The 15,869-nt window shown below is 38.9% G+C and carries 14 protein-coding genes; 11 read left to right on the plus strand and 3 right to left on the minus strand.

Features of this window, described 5'->3' with window-relative positions; genetic code table 11:
- Positions 1 to 56 precede the first annotated feature (56 nt).
- The 3 genes from HCJ30_RS00535 (at position 57) to HCJ30_RS00545 (ending at position 2,164) form a co-directional block, all read left to right on the plus strand.
- Entirely contained in the window at positions 57 to 428 is a 372-nt protein-coding gene (locus HCJ30_RS00535; RefSeq protein ID WP_185390546.1) for an inorganic diphosphatase, read from the plus strand.
- 43 nt (positions 429 to 471) lie between these two features.
- Positions 472 to 660: a DUF6440 family protein gene (locus HCJ30_RS00540; protein WP_185390547.1), complete on the plus strand. Its 189-nt coding sequence runs from the start codon at positions 472 to 474 to the stop codon at positions 658 to 660.
- Between the two features lie 82 nt (positions 661 to 742).
- Complete coding sequence (locus HCJ30_RS00545) at positions 743 to 2,164, plus strand: InlB B-repeat-containing protein (RefSeq protein WP_185390548.1); 1,422 nt, start codon at positions 743 to 745, stop codon at positions 2,162 to 2,164.
- A 45-nt stretch (positions 2,165 to 2,209) separates the two neighbouring features.
- Here HCJ30_RS00545 and HCJ30_RS00550 read toward each other — a convergent pair whose 3' ends face one another.
- Positions 2,210 to 3,736, minus strand: coding sequence for a class I adenylate-forming enzyme family protein (locus HCJ30_RS00550; protein ID WP_185390549.1), 1,527 nt, complete (start codon positions 3,734 to 3,736; stop codon positions 2,210 to 2,212).
- 236 nt (positions 3,737 to 3,972) lie between these two features.
- Here HCJ30_RS00550 and HCJ30_RS00555 point away from each other — a divergent pair, with 236 nt between their 5' ends.
- The 4 genes from HCJ30_RS00555 to HCJ30_RS00570 all read left to right on the plus strand — a co-directional run bounded on the left by HCJ30_RS00555 (position 3,973) and on the right by HCJ30_RS00570 (position 10,048).
- Positions 3,973 to 5,487 (plus strand): flavocytochrome c, encoded by a 1,515-nt coding sequence (locus tag HCJ30_RS00555; RefSeq protein WP_185390550.1) that lies wholly within the window; start codon positions 3,973 to 3,975, stop codon positions 5,485 to 5,487.
- A gap of 233 nt (positions 5,488 to 5,720) precedes the next feature.
- Positions 5,721 to 6,737 carry an oxidoreductase gene (locus tag HCJ30_RS00560; protein WP_185390551.1) on the plus strand — a complete coding sequence of 339 codons (1,017 nt, stop codon included), beginning with the start codon at positions 5,721 to 5,723 and terminating at the stop codon, positions 6,735 to 6,737.
- 198 nt (positions 6,738 to 6,935) lie between these two features.
- Entirely contained in the window at positions 6,936 to 8,621 is a 1,686-nt protein-coding gene (locus tag HCJ30_RS00565) for a molecular chaperone HscC (protein WP_185390552.1), read from the plus strand.
- Positions 8,618 to 10,048: a molecular chaperone DnaJ gene (locus HCJ30_RS00570; protein ID WP_185390553.1), complete on the plus strand. Its 1,431-nt coding sequence runs from the start codon at positions 8,618 to 8,620 to the stop codon at positions 10,046 to 10,048. Before HCJ30_RS00565 ends, HCJ30_RS00570 begins: the two co-directional genes overlap by 4 nt.
- Before the next feature lie 29 nt (positions 10,049 to 10,077).
- Here HCJ30_RS00570 and tatC read toward each other — a convergent pair whose 3' ends face one another.
- Both tatC and tatA read right to left on the minus strand, forming a co-directional pair.
- The gene (gene tatC, locus HCJ30_RS00575) at positions 10,078 to 10,821 is read right to left on the minus strand and encodes a twin-arginine translocase subunit TatC (protein ID WP_185390554.1); all 744 of its coding nucleotides are present in this window, start codon (positions 10,819 to 10,821) and stop codon (positions 10,078 to 10,080) included.
- Complete coding sequence (gene tatA / locus HCJ30_RS00580; RefSeq protein WP_003723213.1) at positions 10,818 to 10,997, minus strand: Sec-independent protein translocase subunit TatA; 180 nt, start codon at positions 10,995 to 10,997, stop codon at positions 10,818 to 10,820. The genes tatC and tatA overlap by 4 nt, the downstream gene beginning before the upstream one ends.
- Before the next feature lie 308 nt (positions 10,998 to 11,305).
- On the opposite strand from tatA, the gene HCJ30_RS00585 reads away from it, so the two are divergent.
- The 4 genes from HCJ30_RS00585 (at position 11,306) to HCJ30_RS00600 (ending at position 15,812) form a co-directional block, all read left to right on the plus strand.
- Positions 11,306 to 12,790 (plus strand): FTR1 family iron permease, encoded by a 1,485-nt coding sequence (locus HCJ30_RS00585; protein WP_185390555.1) that lies wholly within the window; start codon positions 11,306 to 11,308, stop codon positions 12,788 to 12,790.
- Positions 12,787 to 13,947, plus strand: coding sequence for an iron uptake system protein EfeO (gene efeO / locus HCJ30_RS00590; protein ID WP_185390556.1), 1,161 nt, complete (start codon positions 12,787 to 12,789; stop codon positions 13,945 to 13,947). The genes HCJ30_RS00585 and efeO overlap by 4 nt, the downstream gene beginning before the upstream one ends.
- A gap of 17 nt (positions 13,948 to 13,964) precedes the next feature.
- The gene (gene efeB, locus HCJ30_RS00595) at positions 13,965 to 15,230 is read left to right on the plus strand and encodes an iron uptake transporter deferrochelatase/peroxidase subunit (protein ID WP_185390557.1); all 1,266 of its coding nucleotides are present in this window, start codon (positions 13,965 to 13,967) and stop codon (positions 15,228 to 15,230) included.
- 72 nt (positions 15,231 to 15,302) lie between these two features.
- Complete coding sequence (locus HCJ30_RS00600; protein WP_185390558.1) at positions 15,303 to 15,812, plus strand: NUDIX hydrolase; 510 nt, start codon at positions 15,303 to 15,305, stop codon at positions 15,810 to 15,812.
- Positions 15,813 to 15,869 lie beyond the last annotated feature (57 nt).

Below are 15,869 nucleotides of genomic sequence, written 5' to 3' on the forward strand. Positions count from 1 at the left end.
CAAAGATACTTTATTTAAGTTTTTTGAAATAAAAAACTTAGGAAGGAGAAAATCATATGGTTTCACGCAAACAATTAATCCATAAAACTCAACTTTCTAAAACAAAAAAACAAACCCTAAAAGTAACCATAGATCGCCCTATGGGTTATACCGACAAATTCGGCAATGTCTATCCTCTAAATTATGGGTTTGTGGAAGGAATCATTGGTGGGGATGGGGAAGAGCAAGATGTTTATATTTTATCAAGAGAAATTTCTGGGCCGATTGAAACGTTTGAGGGCGATTTAATTGCGGTGATTACTCGGAATGATGATGTGGAAGATAAATGGATAGTCGCACCTCCAAATGAGAATTTCACTATAGCGGAAATTAGAGAGAAAGTCCATTTTATCGAGCAATATTTTGATTCGGAAATTAAATTGATTTAGGTGGAAATGAATCATATAACCACCAAAAAGGAGGCAAAAACTAATGGAAGAAAGATTCGAAAAAATATACACACAAGGAAAACTCAATATCATGGAAATTTGGGTTGATAAAGAAACAGGCGTACAATATGTATACCATTTGGTCGGTTATGCTGGCGGGCTGTCACCGCTTTTGGATAGAGATGGGAAACCACTAATTGCTGATCTATCTAAACTTAAAGATGCTGAGTAAAGCAAGGAAAATCACCCAAGTTTTTCACCTGCCAAAAAAGGGAATTAACTATTAATAAACTTTTTTTGTCAGGAGGAGCAAGATGAAATACAAGGGGAAACTGTTTTTGTATGTCATTTTATCACTATTGATTGTTGGGGCGAGTATGTTTTTTAAGATAAATGTACAGGCGGCCGCTGTACCACCTGCTGCGATTGATCAGATTTTTCCAGATGAAGCTTTGGCGAAAGAGATTCAAAATGTGTTAGGGAAATCCAGCACGGCGGATACGGTTACGCAAACGGAATTAGATACAATAACGAGCTTAGATGTTACGGCAAAAGGGATTCACTCATTAGAAGGGATGAATTATGTAGCGAATCTAAGTTCTTTTTCTTTGACGAATAATCAAGTGAGTGATCTTGGTCCGCTTGCGAATTTGAATAAATTAGTATGGCTCGAGTTGACGGGGAATCAAATTGAAAATCTGGCACCACTTGCTAATTTGACGAGTCTCACCAGTCTTTTTTTGGCGATTAATCAAATTACGGATGTTAGTGCGCTAGCAGGTCTAGGTAATTTAGAATGGTTGAATATTAGTCTAAATAAAATTAGTGATATTCAACCCCTAAATAGTTTGACAAAATTGTCTACTATTCAAATGGAAAGTCAGCAAATTGTGAATGAACCGCTGGATTTTGAGACGCCATTAACGGTGCCTATTACGGTAAAAAATATTGCGGGACAAGCGATTGATCCAAAGAATATTAGCGATAATGGGGTGACTAATTATCCGAATATCACTTGGACATTGCCGAGTTTTATTGATAAGGTGAGTTATGCTTTTAATGAGTTGGATACGGTTGGAAATGCGACGAATACTTTTAGTGGCACCGTTGAACAGCCACTAATGCAGTATTTTATGGCTATTTTTGATATTGATGGGGCGGAAACGAGTATGCGTGTGGAAGCGGGGACACTTATAGCGGAACCGGCAACACCAACGAAAGAAGGCTATACGTTTACAGGTTGGTATGACGCGCAAACCGGGGGCAATCAATGGAACTTTGCAACGGATAAAATGCCGGCGAATAATCTAACTTTATATGCGCAATTTACGATTAATAGCTACAAGGCAACTTTAAAAGTAGACAATGCGATTTCTACGCAAATGGTTGAGTATCAAGGCCTGATACAAGAACCGGCAACACCGAAAAAAGCTGGTTACACGTTTACAGGGTGGTATGATGCTAAAACTGGAGGCAATCAATGGGACTTTGCATCGAGTAAAATGCCAGCGCATGATGTTACTTTATACGCGCAGTTTAGTAAGGATGCGAGTCAAGGCGGGGCTAGCTCGGGAACGGGCGGAAATGAACAGGTGAGTAATAGCGAGCCAAGTGTCGGAAATCGGCAGTTAAGCAATGAGAAACTTCCTGGAACTGGTGATAGCGGATGGTTACCAATATCGCTGATTGGCGCAATTATTACGGTAACCTCCTTACTAACACTACGAAGAAAATAAAGCAAAAAGGCAACTGCATAACAAAGCAGTTGCCTTTTTCAAAAGTTATTTCTTCAATTCTCGTTCCATCTGTAAACGTTGTACTTTCATTGTTGCAGTACGAGGGATTTCGTCGTATTTCATTACCATTGGTTCGTTCATATGTGGTAAGTCGGAAACAGCTTTCCACCAAGCGTCCCAGTTCATTTCGCCGTCATTATGAACAGCGATAATTGGTTGCGGGCTGCCGTTTTCGCCGCGGATGATGACAACTTCATCTAGGAAAGTAAGCGTATCAAGCAGTTTATCTTCAATCGCAAGTGTGCTATCAATTGTTTCCACTAAATCGACTTGACGATCTTGCAGGAACAGGCGGCCTTGCTCATCTTTCATACCGTAGTCGCCGCTGTCCCACCAAGGTCCGTATACATTTTCTTCAAAACGAGCTTCTTCTTTGTAATAAGTAAGCGCGCGACCTTTGGAGAGCATTTGGATATTGCCGCTAACGCCAGCTGGAACAGGGTTTCCGTCTTGGTCGACGATTCGAACTTCTGTTAAGCCCGGTACGCCGATTCCCATATCACGAGCATTTAACGTTTCGATAGATTGCAATGTATGACCGCGTAGAATCATTGGGCCACACTCACTTTGACCATAAATTTGTAAGAAAAGTGGTTTTTTATATTCAGACGTACGAAGGAAAACCGCCATTGTTTCTTTGTTAATTGCGTCAAAAGTAGAATGATAAAATTTGATGCTTTGGAATACGTCTGGTTTTTCGCGAGCAAGAGATGCCCATTGAACAAAATGGTTTGGATGCGTTTCAAGCACGTATGGTTTATATTCGCGCAGTACTTTTTCGACATTTGCTTTGGATGGGTTCGCAATTGGTAGTAGCGGGAAACCAAGTGACATCAAGGAAGATACGCCGATGTTAAAGCGAGAATGTACTGGTGAAATATGGAAAGCTACAAGTCCTCTAGGTTTGATGAAATTAAGGATGCGTCGTTGGTATTTCGTTCTCCAGCCCATCGAATTCGCGGAGTGGGCAATTAATTTTGGTACACCCGTTGTTCCGGAAGTGTGTGTCATGTAGGCAATCATATCTTTTGGCAATTCTTCTTGTTCACAAGTGTAGCCATCAAGTGGCGCTTTAAACAATTGTTCAGCATTGATCAATCTAGCATCTGGCAAATTGTTTAATTGGTGACTTTTCTCGGAAGTTTCGGAATCAAAAAGTAACCAAGGTTGGTCTAGTCGATTAACAAAAATATCAATAGTAGACGCTGGAAGATGCGGAGAAACCATGATTGGTACAGCTCCAAGATAAGAAATCGCAACTGCTAAAATATAGGAATCAAATTTGGCAGATTTATACACGATTACTTTTTCTTCTTTGCGAACACCGAATTTATGTAGATGAGCAGCTTTTTGGATGATAGCTTCTTCGCATTTTTTGTACGTTGTATGAAGGCCTAATTCAGGAAAAGTTACTAGCTCTTCATCAAAATGGATTGGCATTTCTGGATAGCGTTCGGCAGCTTTTTTGAAATTGGTATAGAGATTAAGCGGTTCGTACTTTTTTATCGTCATATGGCGAAACTCCTTTAATATTTGATGTTGTTATTATATCACTTAGTCGAAATAATGAGGAGTAATTATAGAAAACATTTACATCTTTGTAAAAAAGTCTGTAAATTGCTTTTTTTCTTACTTTGGAAAATTCCGCTGATGCCCTGTAAAGATATCTCAATTAGTGCTATAATATGTTAATATAATCACAAACTATTGGATTAGGGAAAATTTTTCAAAAAAGTGGAGGTACGAAAATGAAAAAAAGGTTAGCTACAACACTCATCATGCTACTATCGCTTGCACTTATCATTGCAGGTTGTGGCAGTAACAACTCAAGTAAAAGCGACACGACTAAAGAAAAAGAGAAAACAGAAGTAACATCGGGAGCATCAAAAACTAGCTACACAGATCCATCTGAATTAAAAGATAAATACGATATCGTTATTGTTGGTGCGGGCGGCGCAGGGATGTCAGCAGCACTTGAAGCAAAAGCGAAAGGGATGAACCCAGTAATCCTTGAAAAAATGCCACTAGCAGGCGGAAACACGATGAAAGCCTCTTCTGGTATGAATGCCTCTGAAACTAAATTCCAAAAAGAACAAGGAATTAACGATAGCAATGACAAATTTTACGAAGAAACATTAAAAGGTGGTCACGGAACAAACGATAAAGCAATGCTTCGTTTTTTCGTAGACAATTCCGCCAGCGCGATTGACTGGTTGGATTCTATGGACATTAAATTAAACAACTTAACTATTACAGGCGGAATGAGCGAAAAACGTACGCATCGTCCGGAAGATGGTTCAGCTGTTGGTAAATACTTAGTAGACGGTTTACTAAAAAATGTTCAAGAACAAAAAATCCCAGTTTTCGTTAATGCTGACGTACAAGAAATTACGCAAAAAGACGGCAAAGTAACTGGTGTGAAAGTGAAATTAAACAATAAAGACGAAAAAACAATTAGTTCTAACGCAGTAGTTGTCACAACTGGCGGCTACGGAGCTAATAAAGATATGATTGAAAAAGAACGCCCTGACTTAAAAGGCTATGTAACAACGAACCAAGAAGGAAGTACTGGCGACGGTATTAAAATGATTGAAAAACTTGGTGGAACTACAGTGGATATGGACCAAATCCAAGTTCACCCAACTGTTCAACAAGATAAATCTTACCTTATCGGTGAAGCTGTTCGTGGTGAAGGTGCCATTTTAGTTTCAGCGCAAGGTAACCGTTTTGGCAATGAGTTAGACACACGTGATAACGTAACAGCTTCTATTAACAAATTACCAGAAAAAACAGCGTACCTTATTTTCGATGCAGGCGTTAAAGAACGCGTAAAAGCGATCGCGCAATACGAAGAAATGGGCTTTGTTGAAGAAGGTAAAACAATTGATGAATTAGCTGGCAAAATCAATGTTTCCAAAGAAAATCTAGCAAAAACTGTAGATACTTGGAACACAAGCGTGAAAAACAAAAAAGACGAAGCATTCGGTAGAACAACTGCAATGGATAATGACTTATCTAAAGCGCCATATTACGCAATCAAAATCGGCCCAGGAATTCATTACACAATGGGTGGCGTAAAAATCAATACAAATACAGAAGTTTTAGACAAAGACGGTAAACCAATCACTGGCCTATTTGCTGCGGGAGAAGTAACAGGTGGCTTGCACGGGGAAAACCGTATTGGCGGAAACTCTGTCGCTGAGATCATTATTTTCGGACGTCAAGCTGGCGACAAATCAGCTGAATTTGTTAAAGCGCAATAAAAATTTCTTAACCAATAGTAACCGTGATTAACAGAACCTCAAAACTTGCTAAGACGCTTTAAATAGACGTTTTAGCAAGTTTTTTAGTGGCTAAAAGCAGCGGGAATGTAGTACTATGGAGAAGTGAGGAATGAAATTATGATCGAATATGATGGATTTGCCCTCGGTATGAAGTACCTGTACAAGCTACCATAGCGAAAGCGGTTAGTTTGTTAAAATAAGGAGGAAATAATATGTTGAAAATGGGTTTTATCGGTAACGGAAAAAGTACGAATAGATATCATTTACCGTTTATTTTGGAGCGGGATAACATTGAAGTGAAGACGATTTATAACCGCAATCCCAAAACAGCTACATGGGATAAAATTGAAGGTGTCCACTATACAACAGATTTAGATGAGCTATTAAAAGACCCAGAAATTCAATTAATTACTATATCTACAACACAAAGTTCTCATTACGAATATGCCAAAATGGTATTAGAAAATGGCAAAAACGTACTTGTTGAAAAACCATTTATGATGACTTACGACGAAGCAAAAGAAATTTTTGAGCTTGCTAAAGAACGCAATTTACTTGTTCAATGCTACCAAAACCGTCGTTTCGATTCTGATTTCCTTACAGCGCAAAAAGTAATTGAAAGCGGGAAATTGGGCGAACTTTTGGAAGTGGAAATGCATTATGACTATTTCCGTCCAGAAATCCCAGAATCGGTTCATGAATTTAAATTTTACGACAGCTACTTATACGGCCACGGCTGCCACACAATCGACCAAGTATTATCTTACTTCGGCAAACCGGACCACATTCATTACGACGTCCGTCAATTGCTCGGCGAAGGACGAATGAACGACTATTTCGACCTTGATTTATATTATGGCGTAACAAAAGTTTCCGTCAAATCCAGCTATTTCCGCATAAAAGCCCGTCCAAGCTTCGTGCTATACGGCAAAAAAGGAACCTTTACAAAAGAAACAAAAGACCGCCAAGAAGAACATTTAAAACTATTTTACATGCCAAGCAATCCGGACTTTGGAATTGATTTACCAGAACATTACGGCACGCTTACGTATGTGGATGATGCAGGAGTTTGGCACGAGGAGAAAGTAATCTCTGAGGTTGGCGATTATGGCCGCGTGTATGACGATTTGTATGAAGCGATTATTAATGGCAAACCAAAACAAGTGACGGATGAAGAAACGTTGCTACAAATGGAGATTTTGGAAAAAGGTGTCGAGCGTTGTAAGTAATGATAGAGTGCCCGCGGGAGAAATCTTGCGGGCTTTTTTTGTGTAATAGAACAACTTATTTCGGCAAAAAAAACTCATTTTGTGACAATTCAATGAACTTTTGAAACGCATCTCATTTTTAACTTGATTCTTGCTATACTTAGTTAGATAAGTAGAGTTATATAGAAATAAAAGATACTTGCAACGGGAGGACGCAGAATGACAACATTAGGGATAGACTTAGGAACATCGAATAGTTTAGTGGCATATTGGAAAGAGGACAAAGCTGTATTGATACCAAACGTTTTTGGAGAGGTGTTAACGCCATCTGTAGTTGGTATAGATGATAACGGAGAGTTTTTAATTGGAAAAATTGCTAAAGAACGCCTAACTTCACACCCGGACAAAACAGCGGCAGTTTTTAAAAGATTTATGGGCACAGAAAAGAAATATTACTTGGGTAAGCAAGCTTTTTCTGCCACGGATTTATCTAGTTTTGTTTTAAAATCTTTAAAAGCAGATGCAGAGAAATTTTTGGGTGAGACTTGCACGGAAGCAGTTATTAGTGTGCCTGCCTATTTTAATAATTCACAACGAAAAGCAACGATTGATGCGGCCTTTTTAGCTGGATTGAAAGTAGAAAGATTAATTAGCGAGCCAACCGCGGCTGCAATTGCTTATGGAATCCACGAACAAAATGATACAACTTTGATGGTAATTGATATTGGTGGAGGTACTTTTGATGTTTCGATTTTGGAAATGTTCGATGGTGTCATGCAAGTCATTGCGATTGGCGGGAATAATTATTTGGGAGGCGAAGATTTTACAAGTGTTATTATTGAAGATTTTTTGAGTAAAAACGACTTGAAAAAAGATAATTTGTCTGCGGAAGACTTTGCATCACTTTATAAACAAGCAGAAGATGCGAAGAAGTCTGTTTGTCACGCGAAAACAGGTGAAATAACGTTAAATGAAATAAATTATACAATCACAGAAAATCAATTTGAGATCATTAGCCAACCATTAATTTTAAAATTACGCGAACCAATCATTCAATCTTTAAAAGATGCCGATTTAAAACCGGTTGATATTGAACAAGTAGTACTTATCGGCGGGGCTACAAAAATGCCGATTATTAAAAGTTTTACAAGTAAATTTTTAGGTAAAATTCCTTTTATGCACATCAATCCTGATGAAACAGTGGGGCTTGGTGCTGCAGTTCAAGCGGCATTAAAAGAACGCCACGAGTCGCTGGAAGAGTTTGTGCTGACAGATGTATGTGCACATACGCTCGGCACGGAAATAGTAAAGGAGATTGGCCCTAACAGATATCAAGAAGGTATTTTTTCGCCAATTATTGAGCGGAATACAACGATACCAGTAAGCCGTGTGGAGAATTACTATACGATTTCGGATAATCAATCTCATATAGAATTTGGAGTGTATCAAGGAGAAAGTAGAAACGTTAAAGATAATCTTAAACTTGGAGAATTACTAGTGTCACTACCTCCAGAAACTAAAGCAGGATCTAAAATGGAAGTGCGCTTTACCTATGATAAAAATGGAATTCTTGAAGTATTAGTAAAAACAGTAGCTACAGGAGAAGTAAAGCAGCTAATTATTCAAAATAATCCGGGGTCAATGTCAAAAAAAGAGTTGGAAGAACAATTAGAAAAATTAAGTCATCTTAAAATACATCCGCGTGATCGCTCTGAAAACCGACTTTTACTTGCAAGAGCAGATAGAATATATCAAATGTCTTTAGGTGAAAGACGAAGATTTGTAGAATTCTTAATCGCTGAGTTTGAACAGGTAGTTGAAACACAAGATGAGAAGAAAATAGAGGTTCAATGTGAGAAGCTTAGACAACAACTAGATAAATTTGAAGGAGTGAACTGGGATTGACGGTTTGGGAGATACTAAAAATAGAAAAGACAACAGACAAACGTGCAATCAAGCGTGCTTATGCCAAAGCACTCAAATATACACATCCTGATGACGACCCAGTGGCTTTTCAAAAATTAAAAGAGTCCTTTGATATAGCTTTAAAATATCAAGAATCTGATTGGGATATAGACGATTTCGAACCGATAGTATTTGCGGAAAATGAGGATGGATATAATTCGCGTGAGGAAATTGTGGAAAAACTAGAGTGGCAACTTGAACCACTAGAGCTAGAAGAGAGAGAGCCTTCTTTTATGGAACAATTGAATGTTGTTTTTGCGAACTTTAGTGAGAGGATAAATATTGAAGTTTGGCGTGATTTACTCCAAACAGATAGCTCGTTTAGTATGGATGGATATGATAGTAATAAGGCGTATTTAGCAAATTTTATAGCTGAAAATGCAATGTTTCTTCCAAAAGAGATAATTAAATTAGCTTTTGAAATATATAATTTGGATGAAATAGTTTTAAATAGCTTTAATGAGAGGCTCGCCATAAAGTTACGTAATGCGAAGAACCTTCCGCCATTTTCTTTTGAGGCCTTGGAAAACTTGGATGAAGACGCGCGGAATACGTTTATTATGACGCGCTATGCTGCTTATACTTGTTTAGAGCGGCGTGGTATAGAAAGTCACATTAAACGAGCAAAAATCATTTTTGCTAGCGATCCAGATCTTGAACTGATAGATATTATTAGTAGTACAGGAAAACTTAATCAAGCAACAATTTTAAAGAGAATCAATCAATTTATTGAAAAAAATCCAGAAAACCCAACAGCTCGCATGTACCGATTGTTTCTTAATCAAAAAATGAAAAATCCAATTAATCTGGATGATTTAGAATATGCTCTGTTGGACACGTATTTCTCGGTTCCTAAAGAGAATGAGTTTTTTGATGACATCATTTACCATGTAGATAAAAATAAGTTGTTAGGTTTCATCTATTTTGATTTAAAAAAATATCCTATGGCTTATAGATACTTAATCAAAGCTGCTGATACGAGCGTGAAATCGGTTAGAGATAGAATTGCTTTTTGGTTAAAATTAGAATTAAAAAAAGAAAAAGAAACAACTAAAAATAAAGCACGAATTCAAGATATTTCGACTGAACTTACCTTTTACTCAATATTTGGATATGAACTTTGGTATTTGAAATTGCGGCCAAAAAATGTAATCAATGTATTGTTTAGTATAGCGAAAGTAGCTATATTGATTATCTTGTTAACTTCAATCTTTGCAGAAGACCTTAATTTTTGGCGAGTATTTTGGATAGTTTTTTTAGGTAATACTATTGGCGTACATTTACTTTTCAGGAAAAATAGGTGGATAAAGTATAGAGATGAAAATAGAGAGGAATATTATCAAAATAAGTTTGGTAATATTAAATAATTATAATAAACAAAAGATGCCCTGAAATCTCAAGGCATCTTTTTCGCGTTCATTTCCTTATTCATTCGCCGAACCGTAAGCCGGGACACGACAATACTAATCTCATACAGCCCAATCAGCGGTACGGTAATCATCAAATGCGATAAAATTTCTGGTGGGGAGATGAATGCGGCGATAATCAATAAGCAAAAATAAGCATATTTTCGTGAGCGGCGCATGCCGTTTGGTGTTATTAGCGACAATCTCGTCAGCAGCATAATCACCATCGGAAGCTCGAATAACACGCCGAAAGAAAGCACGATTTGGAGTAAAAATTGAAAATAAGTCGCGAGGCCAATCGTCGTTTCAACACCAAGTTCGGCCGCGAATTGGAACATGAATTTTAAAATAAATGGGAAAGTGATTAAATAAGAAAAAACGACACCGAACAAAAAAAGCAAAAAAGTAATCGGAATATAGCGCAAGGTAATTCGTTGTTCGGCTACATGTAGGCCCGGTTTCACGAAGGCCCATAATTGATATAAAATAACAGGAAATACTAAGACAAGTCCGATAACAAACGCCATTTCGATATAAATTTGAAAAGCATCCGTGACTTTGAAAACGTGCAAAATCACTTCTTTTGGCAGATCATCTTTTTGGAGAAATAAAATTAACGGCTTGGAAACGAAAAGCCCCACGAAGAAAGCCAGAAAAAAGGATAATAGGATGATTAATAATCTGGTTCGCAGTTCTTTCAGGTGTCCAGTGAGGCTCATGGAAACTTCAGTCACGGGCGTGGATCTTCTTTTTTGGTTTCTTCTTTGGAGTCATCCATCATGCCTTTGGTTGCATTTTTGAATTCGCGAAGGGTATCTCCGGCAGCTCTACCAAGTTCTGGCAGTTTTTTTGGTCCGAAAATCACAAGTGCAGCTCCGACAATTAAAGCGATACTTCCTGGTCCGATCATATCGATTTCCTCCATTCTTTTATTGAAAATGATAATCATTATCAATCAATTCTAAATCGAAAGTTAGCGGATGTCAATCTGTTTTTCCAGTCACATTTTTAACAATCACTTCATCGAACAAAATGCTGTTAAATGAGCTTGATTCCATACAGAATCATTTCCTAAAATTATAGTTTTAAAAGGAACTTCGATGTGATTATCGGCGTTTTTGTTTACTTTCAACTGTAAAAAAATTTATTGACTTTTTCGAACACAAAGAATATGATAATGATAATCATTATCAATTAGAAAAGGAGGACGATTGGCATATGGCTCCAAAGCTTTTAGGGCGAGTTGCATTACTATTAGGCGTTTTTGCGGTAGTTTTGACTATTGGTTTTAGTAATGTGATTGCTGCTGAAAAGCCAACTATCGATAAACCTGTAAAAGCGCTGCAGCAAACGGAAGCGGCGGTGGAAGCTGCTGATTATGATAAAGCAAAGGACTTGTTTCAAGAAGATAAATTATGGTGGTCGCAAAATAAGCAGGCTGTCAAAGAAAAATCGTATGACCTAGCTGGACAGATTGACCGGCAAGTTGCGGAAGTATCACTTGGAATTTTAAATAATGATAAACAGCAAACGATGGATGGGATTACTACGCTGAACAATTTGCTCAAAACCTATCAAGACGGTACATATACGGATAATGATGGGAAAACTAATATTACTTTATCAAGCTACATTGCTAAACTGACCGCTACGAAAAAGCTGATAGATGAGAAAGAATGGGCAAAAGCGGCGACAGAAATTCAAGATTTAAAAACAGAGTGGCTCGCGGTGGAAGGTGATGTGGTCAGTCAATCGCAAGCGGCTTACGACAATACCGAGCGCGATTTAATGCTACTCGACGCTTATATTAATGATCCTGCGAAACAAGCTAAAACAGCGGATGTTCTGGACGGGATGACGGATGAGTTGAAACCTTTTGCAGATGTAACTTACACGTGGTTCGATGCTGCGTTAATCCCGTTTCGCGAAGGACTGGAGGCACTTTTAATTATTGCAACGCTCCTCACGTATACAAAAAGAACGAAGACGCGCGCGGCGAAAAGATGGATTATTGGCGGAACGGCAGCTGGTTTGGTGGTTAGTTTGGCGCTTGGCATGGTCGTGGCGTTTTGGCTATCGGCGCTTGCTTTTGGAGATAATAACAATTTGATAAACGGTTGGGCGGGGCTGATTGCGAGTATTATGATGCTTTATGTTAGTTACTGGCTGCATCGAAATTCGGATATTACTCGTTGGAATAATTACATGGAAGGAAAGAGCAATCAAGCACTTTCGAATGGGAAAATGATTTCTTTTGCATTTTTAGCGTTTTTAGCGATTTTGAGGGAAGGTTTAGAAACGGTTATTTTCTTAATCGGTATGGTTGGACGGATGTCGAATTTTGAATTGTTGATGGGGATTTTGGCTGGGCTTGGCGTATTGCTAATTATCGCCTTTGTGATGTTACGATATAGCGTGCACATTCCTGTAAAGCCATTCTTTATGATTTCGAGCGCGATTGTGTTTTATCTTTGCTTTAAATTTATGGGATCAGGAATTCATAGTTTGCAACTGGCGGGAGTCATTCCGACATCGGTAGAAGATTACTTGCCATCCATTCCGGCGCTAAGCATTTACCCATCATGGTATAGCTTTTTACCACAACTATTACTTGTTATTTTTGGAGTAGCGATCTTAATGAAACAACAAATTAAAAAAAGAGCTGATTCTAAAAAGGAATTGGCACAAGGGGGCAAATCATGAAAAAATTTATTATTGTTATGTTGACCATTTTTACAGCGGTATTGATTGTTGGGTGTAGCGGGACGGGGACGGCGGATAAGGCGGACACGAAAAAGGAAACAACGAAAGAAAGTAAGCAAGCAAACGCGGTCAAAAAAGAAGTAAAAGAAATGAAAACCAATTTGGAAAATGTGAAAAAAGCCATTGCGGACAAAGACAAGAGCGCACTTCAATCGAGTGCGGCAGATTTACATAAACATTGGTTAGAATTTGAAAACAACGTCCGCGACTTGTATCCATTACAGTACACGGATGTCGAAAAATATGAAACGCCGATTTTCTATGAATCAAAAAATGACAATCCCAATTTTGGCACATTAAATGACAACGCGACTGGACTTGACGGGGCGTTAGATACACTTGAGAAAGCCAAAGAAACCAAAGCGAAAACTTCTGAAGTGCTGGATAAAGCGGTAGATAACTATTCTAAATACGTAACGGATCAAGTCGATGAATTCGTTGCTCAAACTGAAATTTTCACAAATGCTGTCAAATCGGGTGATATCGAAAAAGCAAAAGCTACTTATGTTTCACCACGCTTGAATTACGAACGCATTGAGCCGATTGCCGAAAGTTTTGGCGACTTAGATCCAAAAATCGATGCTCGGATTAACGATGTGGAAAACGAAGCGGACTGGACTGGTTTCCACGTCATTGAACGCGCACTTTGGGAAAAGAAATCGCTTGAAGGCATGGATGTTTACGCGGATAAACTTTTAACAGATGCGAAGGCACTTCAAGCAGAAGTGAAAAACTTGAAACTAGAGCCAAAACCAATGGTCGCAGGTGCGATGGAATTACTAAATGAAGCCGCAACGACTAAAATTACTGGGGAAGAAGAAGCATACTCGCACACTGATTTAGATGATTTAAATGCGAATGTCGAAGGTTCGAAAGTAGTTTACCAAGCAATCATCCCAGCTTTAAATGCACAAGACAAAAAATTAGCTGACCAAATTGATGCAGCTTTCAACAAAATGGAAGACACATTAGCGAATTACAAAAACGGCGACTCATTCGTACTTTACACAACATTAACGAAAGACCAAATTCGCGAAATCAGTGACCAATTGAGCCATCTTTCCGAATTAATGGCGCAAACAGGGAAAATTTTCTAAGCATAGGAAGGAAAACGATGACAGATAAGAAGAGCGAAAATCAGACGGAAAAGACAGAAGCCAAGGAAAATAAAGGAATGACTCGGCGCGAAATGCTGAAACTTTCTGCTGTAGCTGGGACCGGGATTGCTGTTGGGGCAACCGGTCTTGGCACGATTTTAAATGTGGTGGACCATGTGGATAAGGCGCTCACTCCGAAAGAAAAAGCGGAGACGGGCGTGCCATTTTATGCGACGAATCAAGCGGGAATTATTACTGCGCAGCAAACTTATTGTTACATCGCCAGCTTTGATATTCAAACCGAATCGCGGCAAATTTTGCAAGACTTGTTTGTAAAATGGACGAAATTTGCTGATTTGACGGCGAGTGGCGGGATTTTGCGAGATGTGGATAATGATATGTTACCGCCGAACGACACTGGAGAAGCGGATGGACTAGGCATTTCTAACTTCACTGTAACGCTTGGTTATGGCCCGACTTTTTTTGAAAAAGATGGTAAAGATCGGTTCGGAGTCAAGGCGAAAAAGCCGAAGTATCTGGAAAAAATTCCCCATATGGCGCATGATAGCTTGGATGAAGCCTATTCTGACGGCGATTTATGCATCCAAGTGTGCGCCGATGACCAACAAGTCGCTTTCCACGGGATTCGTAATTTCATTCGGTTAGCGAGCGGCGTCGCTGTAGTTCGCTGGATTGAAGAAGGTTTCCTCAGTGCGCCAAAAAACGAGACGCCACGCAATCTATTTGGCTTTAAAGATGGAACGGCAAACGTTGACCATGACTCAAACAAAGGCTACAAAGAGGTCGTTTGGGCGGAAAATAACGAACCGGAATGGATGCGAAACGGCAGCTACCTCGGCTATCGCAAAATCCAAATGCTCATCGAAATCTGGGACCGCTCCTCTTTGCTTGACCAGGAAGACACTTTTGGTCGAAAAAAAGCATCCGGCGCCCCGTATCACAAAAAACATGAACACGATAAAGTTGATCCAAGCAAATTACCAGCTGATTCTCACGTACGCCTAGCCAAAGACACGAAGCAACAAATGCACCGCCGCGCTTATTCATATACAAACGGCATGGATAAAAGCACGGGAACGATTGATGCGGGATTACTATTCATCTGCTTCACCCAAAACCCGGCCAAACAATTTCTACCAATGTTAAGTATCATGGGGAAAATGGATAAATTAAACGAATATACCGTCCCAATTGGCAGCGCGATGTTTGCTTGCCAAGGCGGACTTGCTCCCGGAGAAATTTTTGGAGAAAAACTACTTTAGTCTAAGGTTCGCGAGCCTTAGACTTTTTTTGTATAATGAAAGCAAGTCAATGATTAGAGGGAGCCGATTTTAGTGGAAGAATGGGATTTGCTAAATGAAAATCGTGAATTAACCGGGAAAACGCATATACGCGGTGAAAAACTAGCGCCCGGAGAGCTTCATTTAGTCATTCACGTATGTATTTTTAACGAAAAAGGGCAACTTTTAATCCAAAAACGCCAAAAAGATAAAGAAGGTTGGCCGAATTATTGGGATCTTTCTGCGGCCGGATCTGCGATAAAAGGCGAAACTAGCCGGCAAGCTGCTGAAAGAGAAGTGCAAGAAGAACTAGGTATTTCAATTGATTTAAGTAACACTCGCGCCAAATTCAGTTACCATTTTGAAGCAGGATTTGACGATTATTGGTTTATTACGAAAGACGTGGAACTTAGTGACTTAACTTTACAAAAAGAAGAAGTTGCCGACGCCCGTTTTGTGAGCGAGGAAGAACTAAACGAATTAAGAAAATCAGGCGAATTCATTCCATACTTCTTTTTAAATCAACTTTTCAGCCTAAAAAATGCCACAACTATCCACTTTTAACGAATATAACTAAATTTCCACTTAACAAATTCGTTTCCTACACTTATAATAGTACAG

The organism is Listeria cossartiae subsp. cossartiae (assembly GCF_014224155.1).
GTDB classification, from domain to species: Bacteria; Bacillota; Bacilli; order Lactobacillales; family Listeriaceae; genus Listeria; species Listeria cossartiae.

What these genes read in the sequence shown, in the direction of transcription:
- HCJ30_RS00535 (WP_185390546.1), top strand. Translation starts at nt 57, where the DNA reads ATGGTTTCACGCAAACAATTAATCCATAAAACTCAACTTTCTAAAACA.
- HCJ30_RS00540 (WP_185390547.1), top strand. Translation starts at nt 472, where the DNA reads ATGGAAGAAAGATTCGAAAAAATATACACACAAGGAAAACTCAATATC.
- HCJ30_RS00545 (WP_185390548.1), top strand. Translation starts at nt 743, where the DNA reads ATGAAATACAAGGGGAAACTGTTTTTGTATGTCATTTTATCACTATTG.
- HCJ30_RS00550 (WP_185390549.1), bottom strand. Translation starts at nt 3,736, where the DNA reads ATGACGATAAAAAAGTACGAACCGCTTAATCTCTATACCAATTTCAAA.
- HCJ30_RS00555 (WP_185390550.1), top strand. Translation starts at nt 3,973, where the DNA reads ATGAAAAAAAGGTTAGCTACAACACTCATCATGCTACTATCGCTTGCA.
- HCJ30_RS00560 (WP_185390551.1), top strand. Translation starts at nt 5,721, where the DNA reads ATGTTGAAAATGGGTTTTATCGGTAACGGAAAAAGTACGAATAGATAT.
- HCJ30_RS00565 (WP_185390552.1), top strand. Translation starts at nt 6,936, where the DNA reads ATGACAACATTAGGGATAGACTTAGGAACATCGAATAGTTTAGTGGCA.
- tatA (WP_003723213.1), bottom strand. Translation starts at nt 10,997, where the DNA reads ATGATCGGACCAGGAAGTATCGCTTTAATTGTCGGAGCTGCACTTGTG.
- HCJ30_RS00585 (WP_185390555.1), top strand. Translation starts at nt 11,306, where the DNA reads ATGGCTCCAAAGCTTTTAGGGCGAGTTGCATTACTATTAGGCGTTTTT.
- efeO (WP_185390556.1), top strand. Translation starts at nt 12,787, where the DNA reads ATGAAAAAATTTATTATTGTTATGTTGACCATTTTTACAGCGGTATTG.
- efeB (WP_185390557.1), top strand. Translation starts at nt 13,965, where the DNA reads ATGACAGATAAGAAGAGCGAAAATCAGACGGAAAAGACAGAAGCCAAG.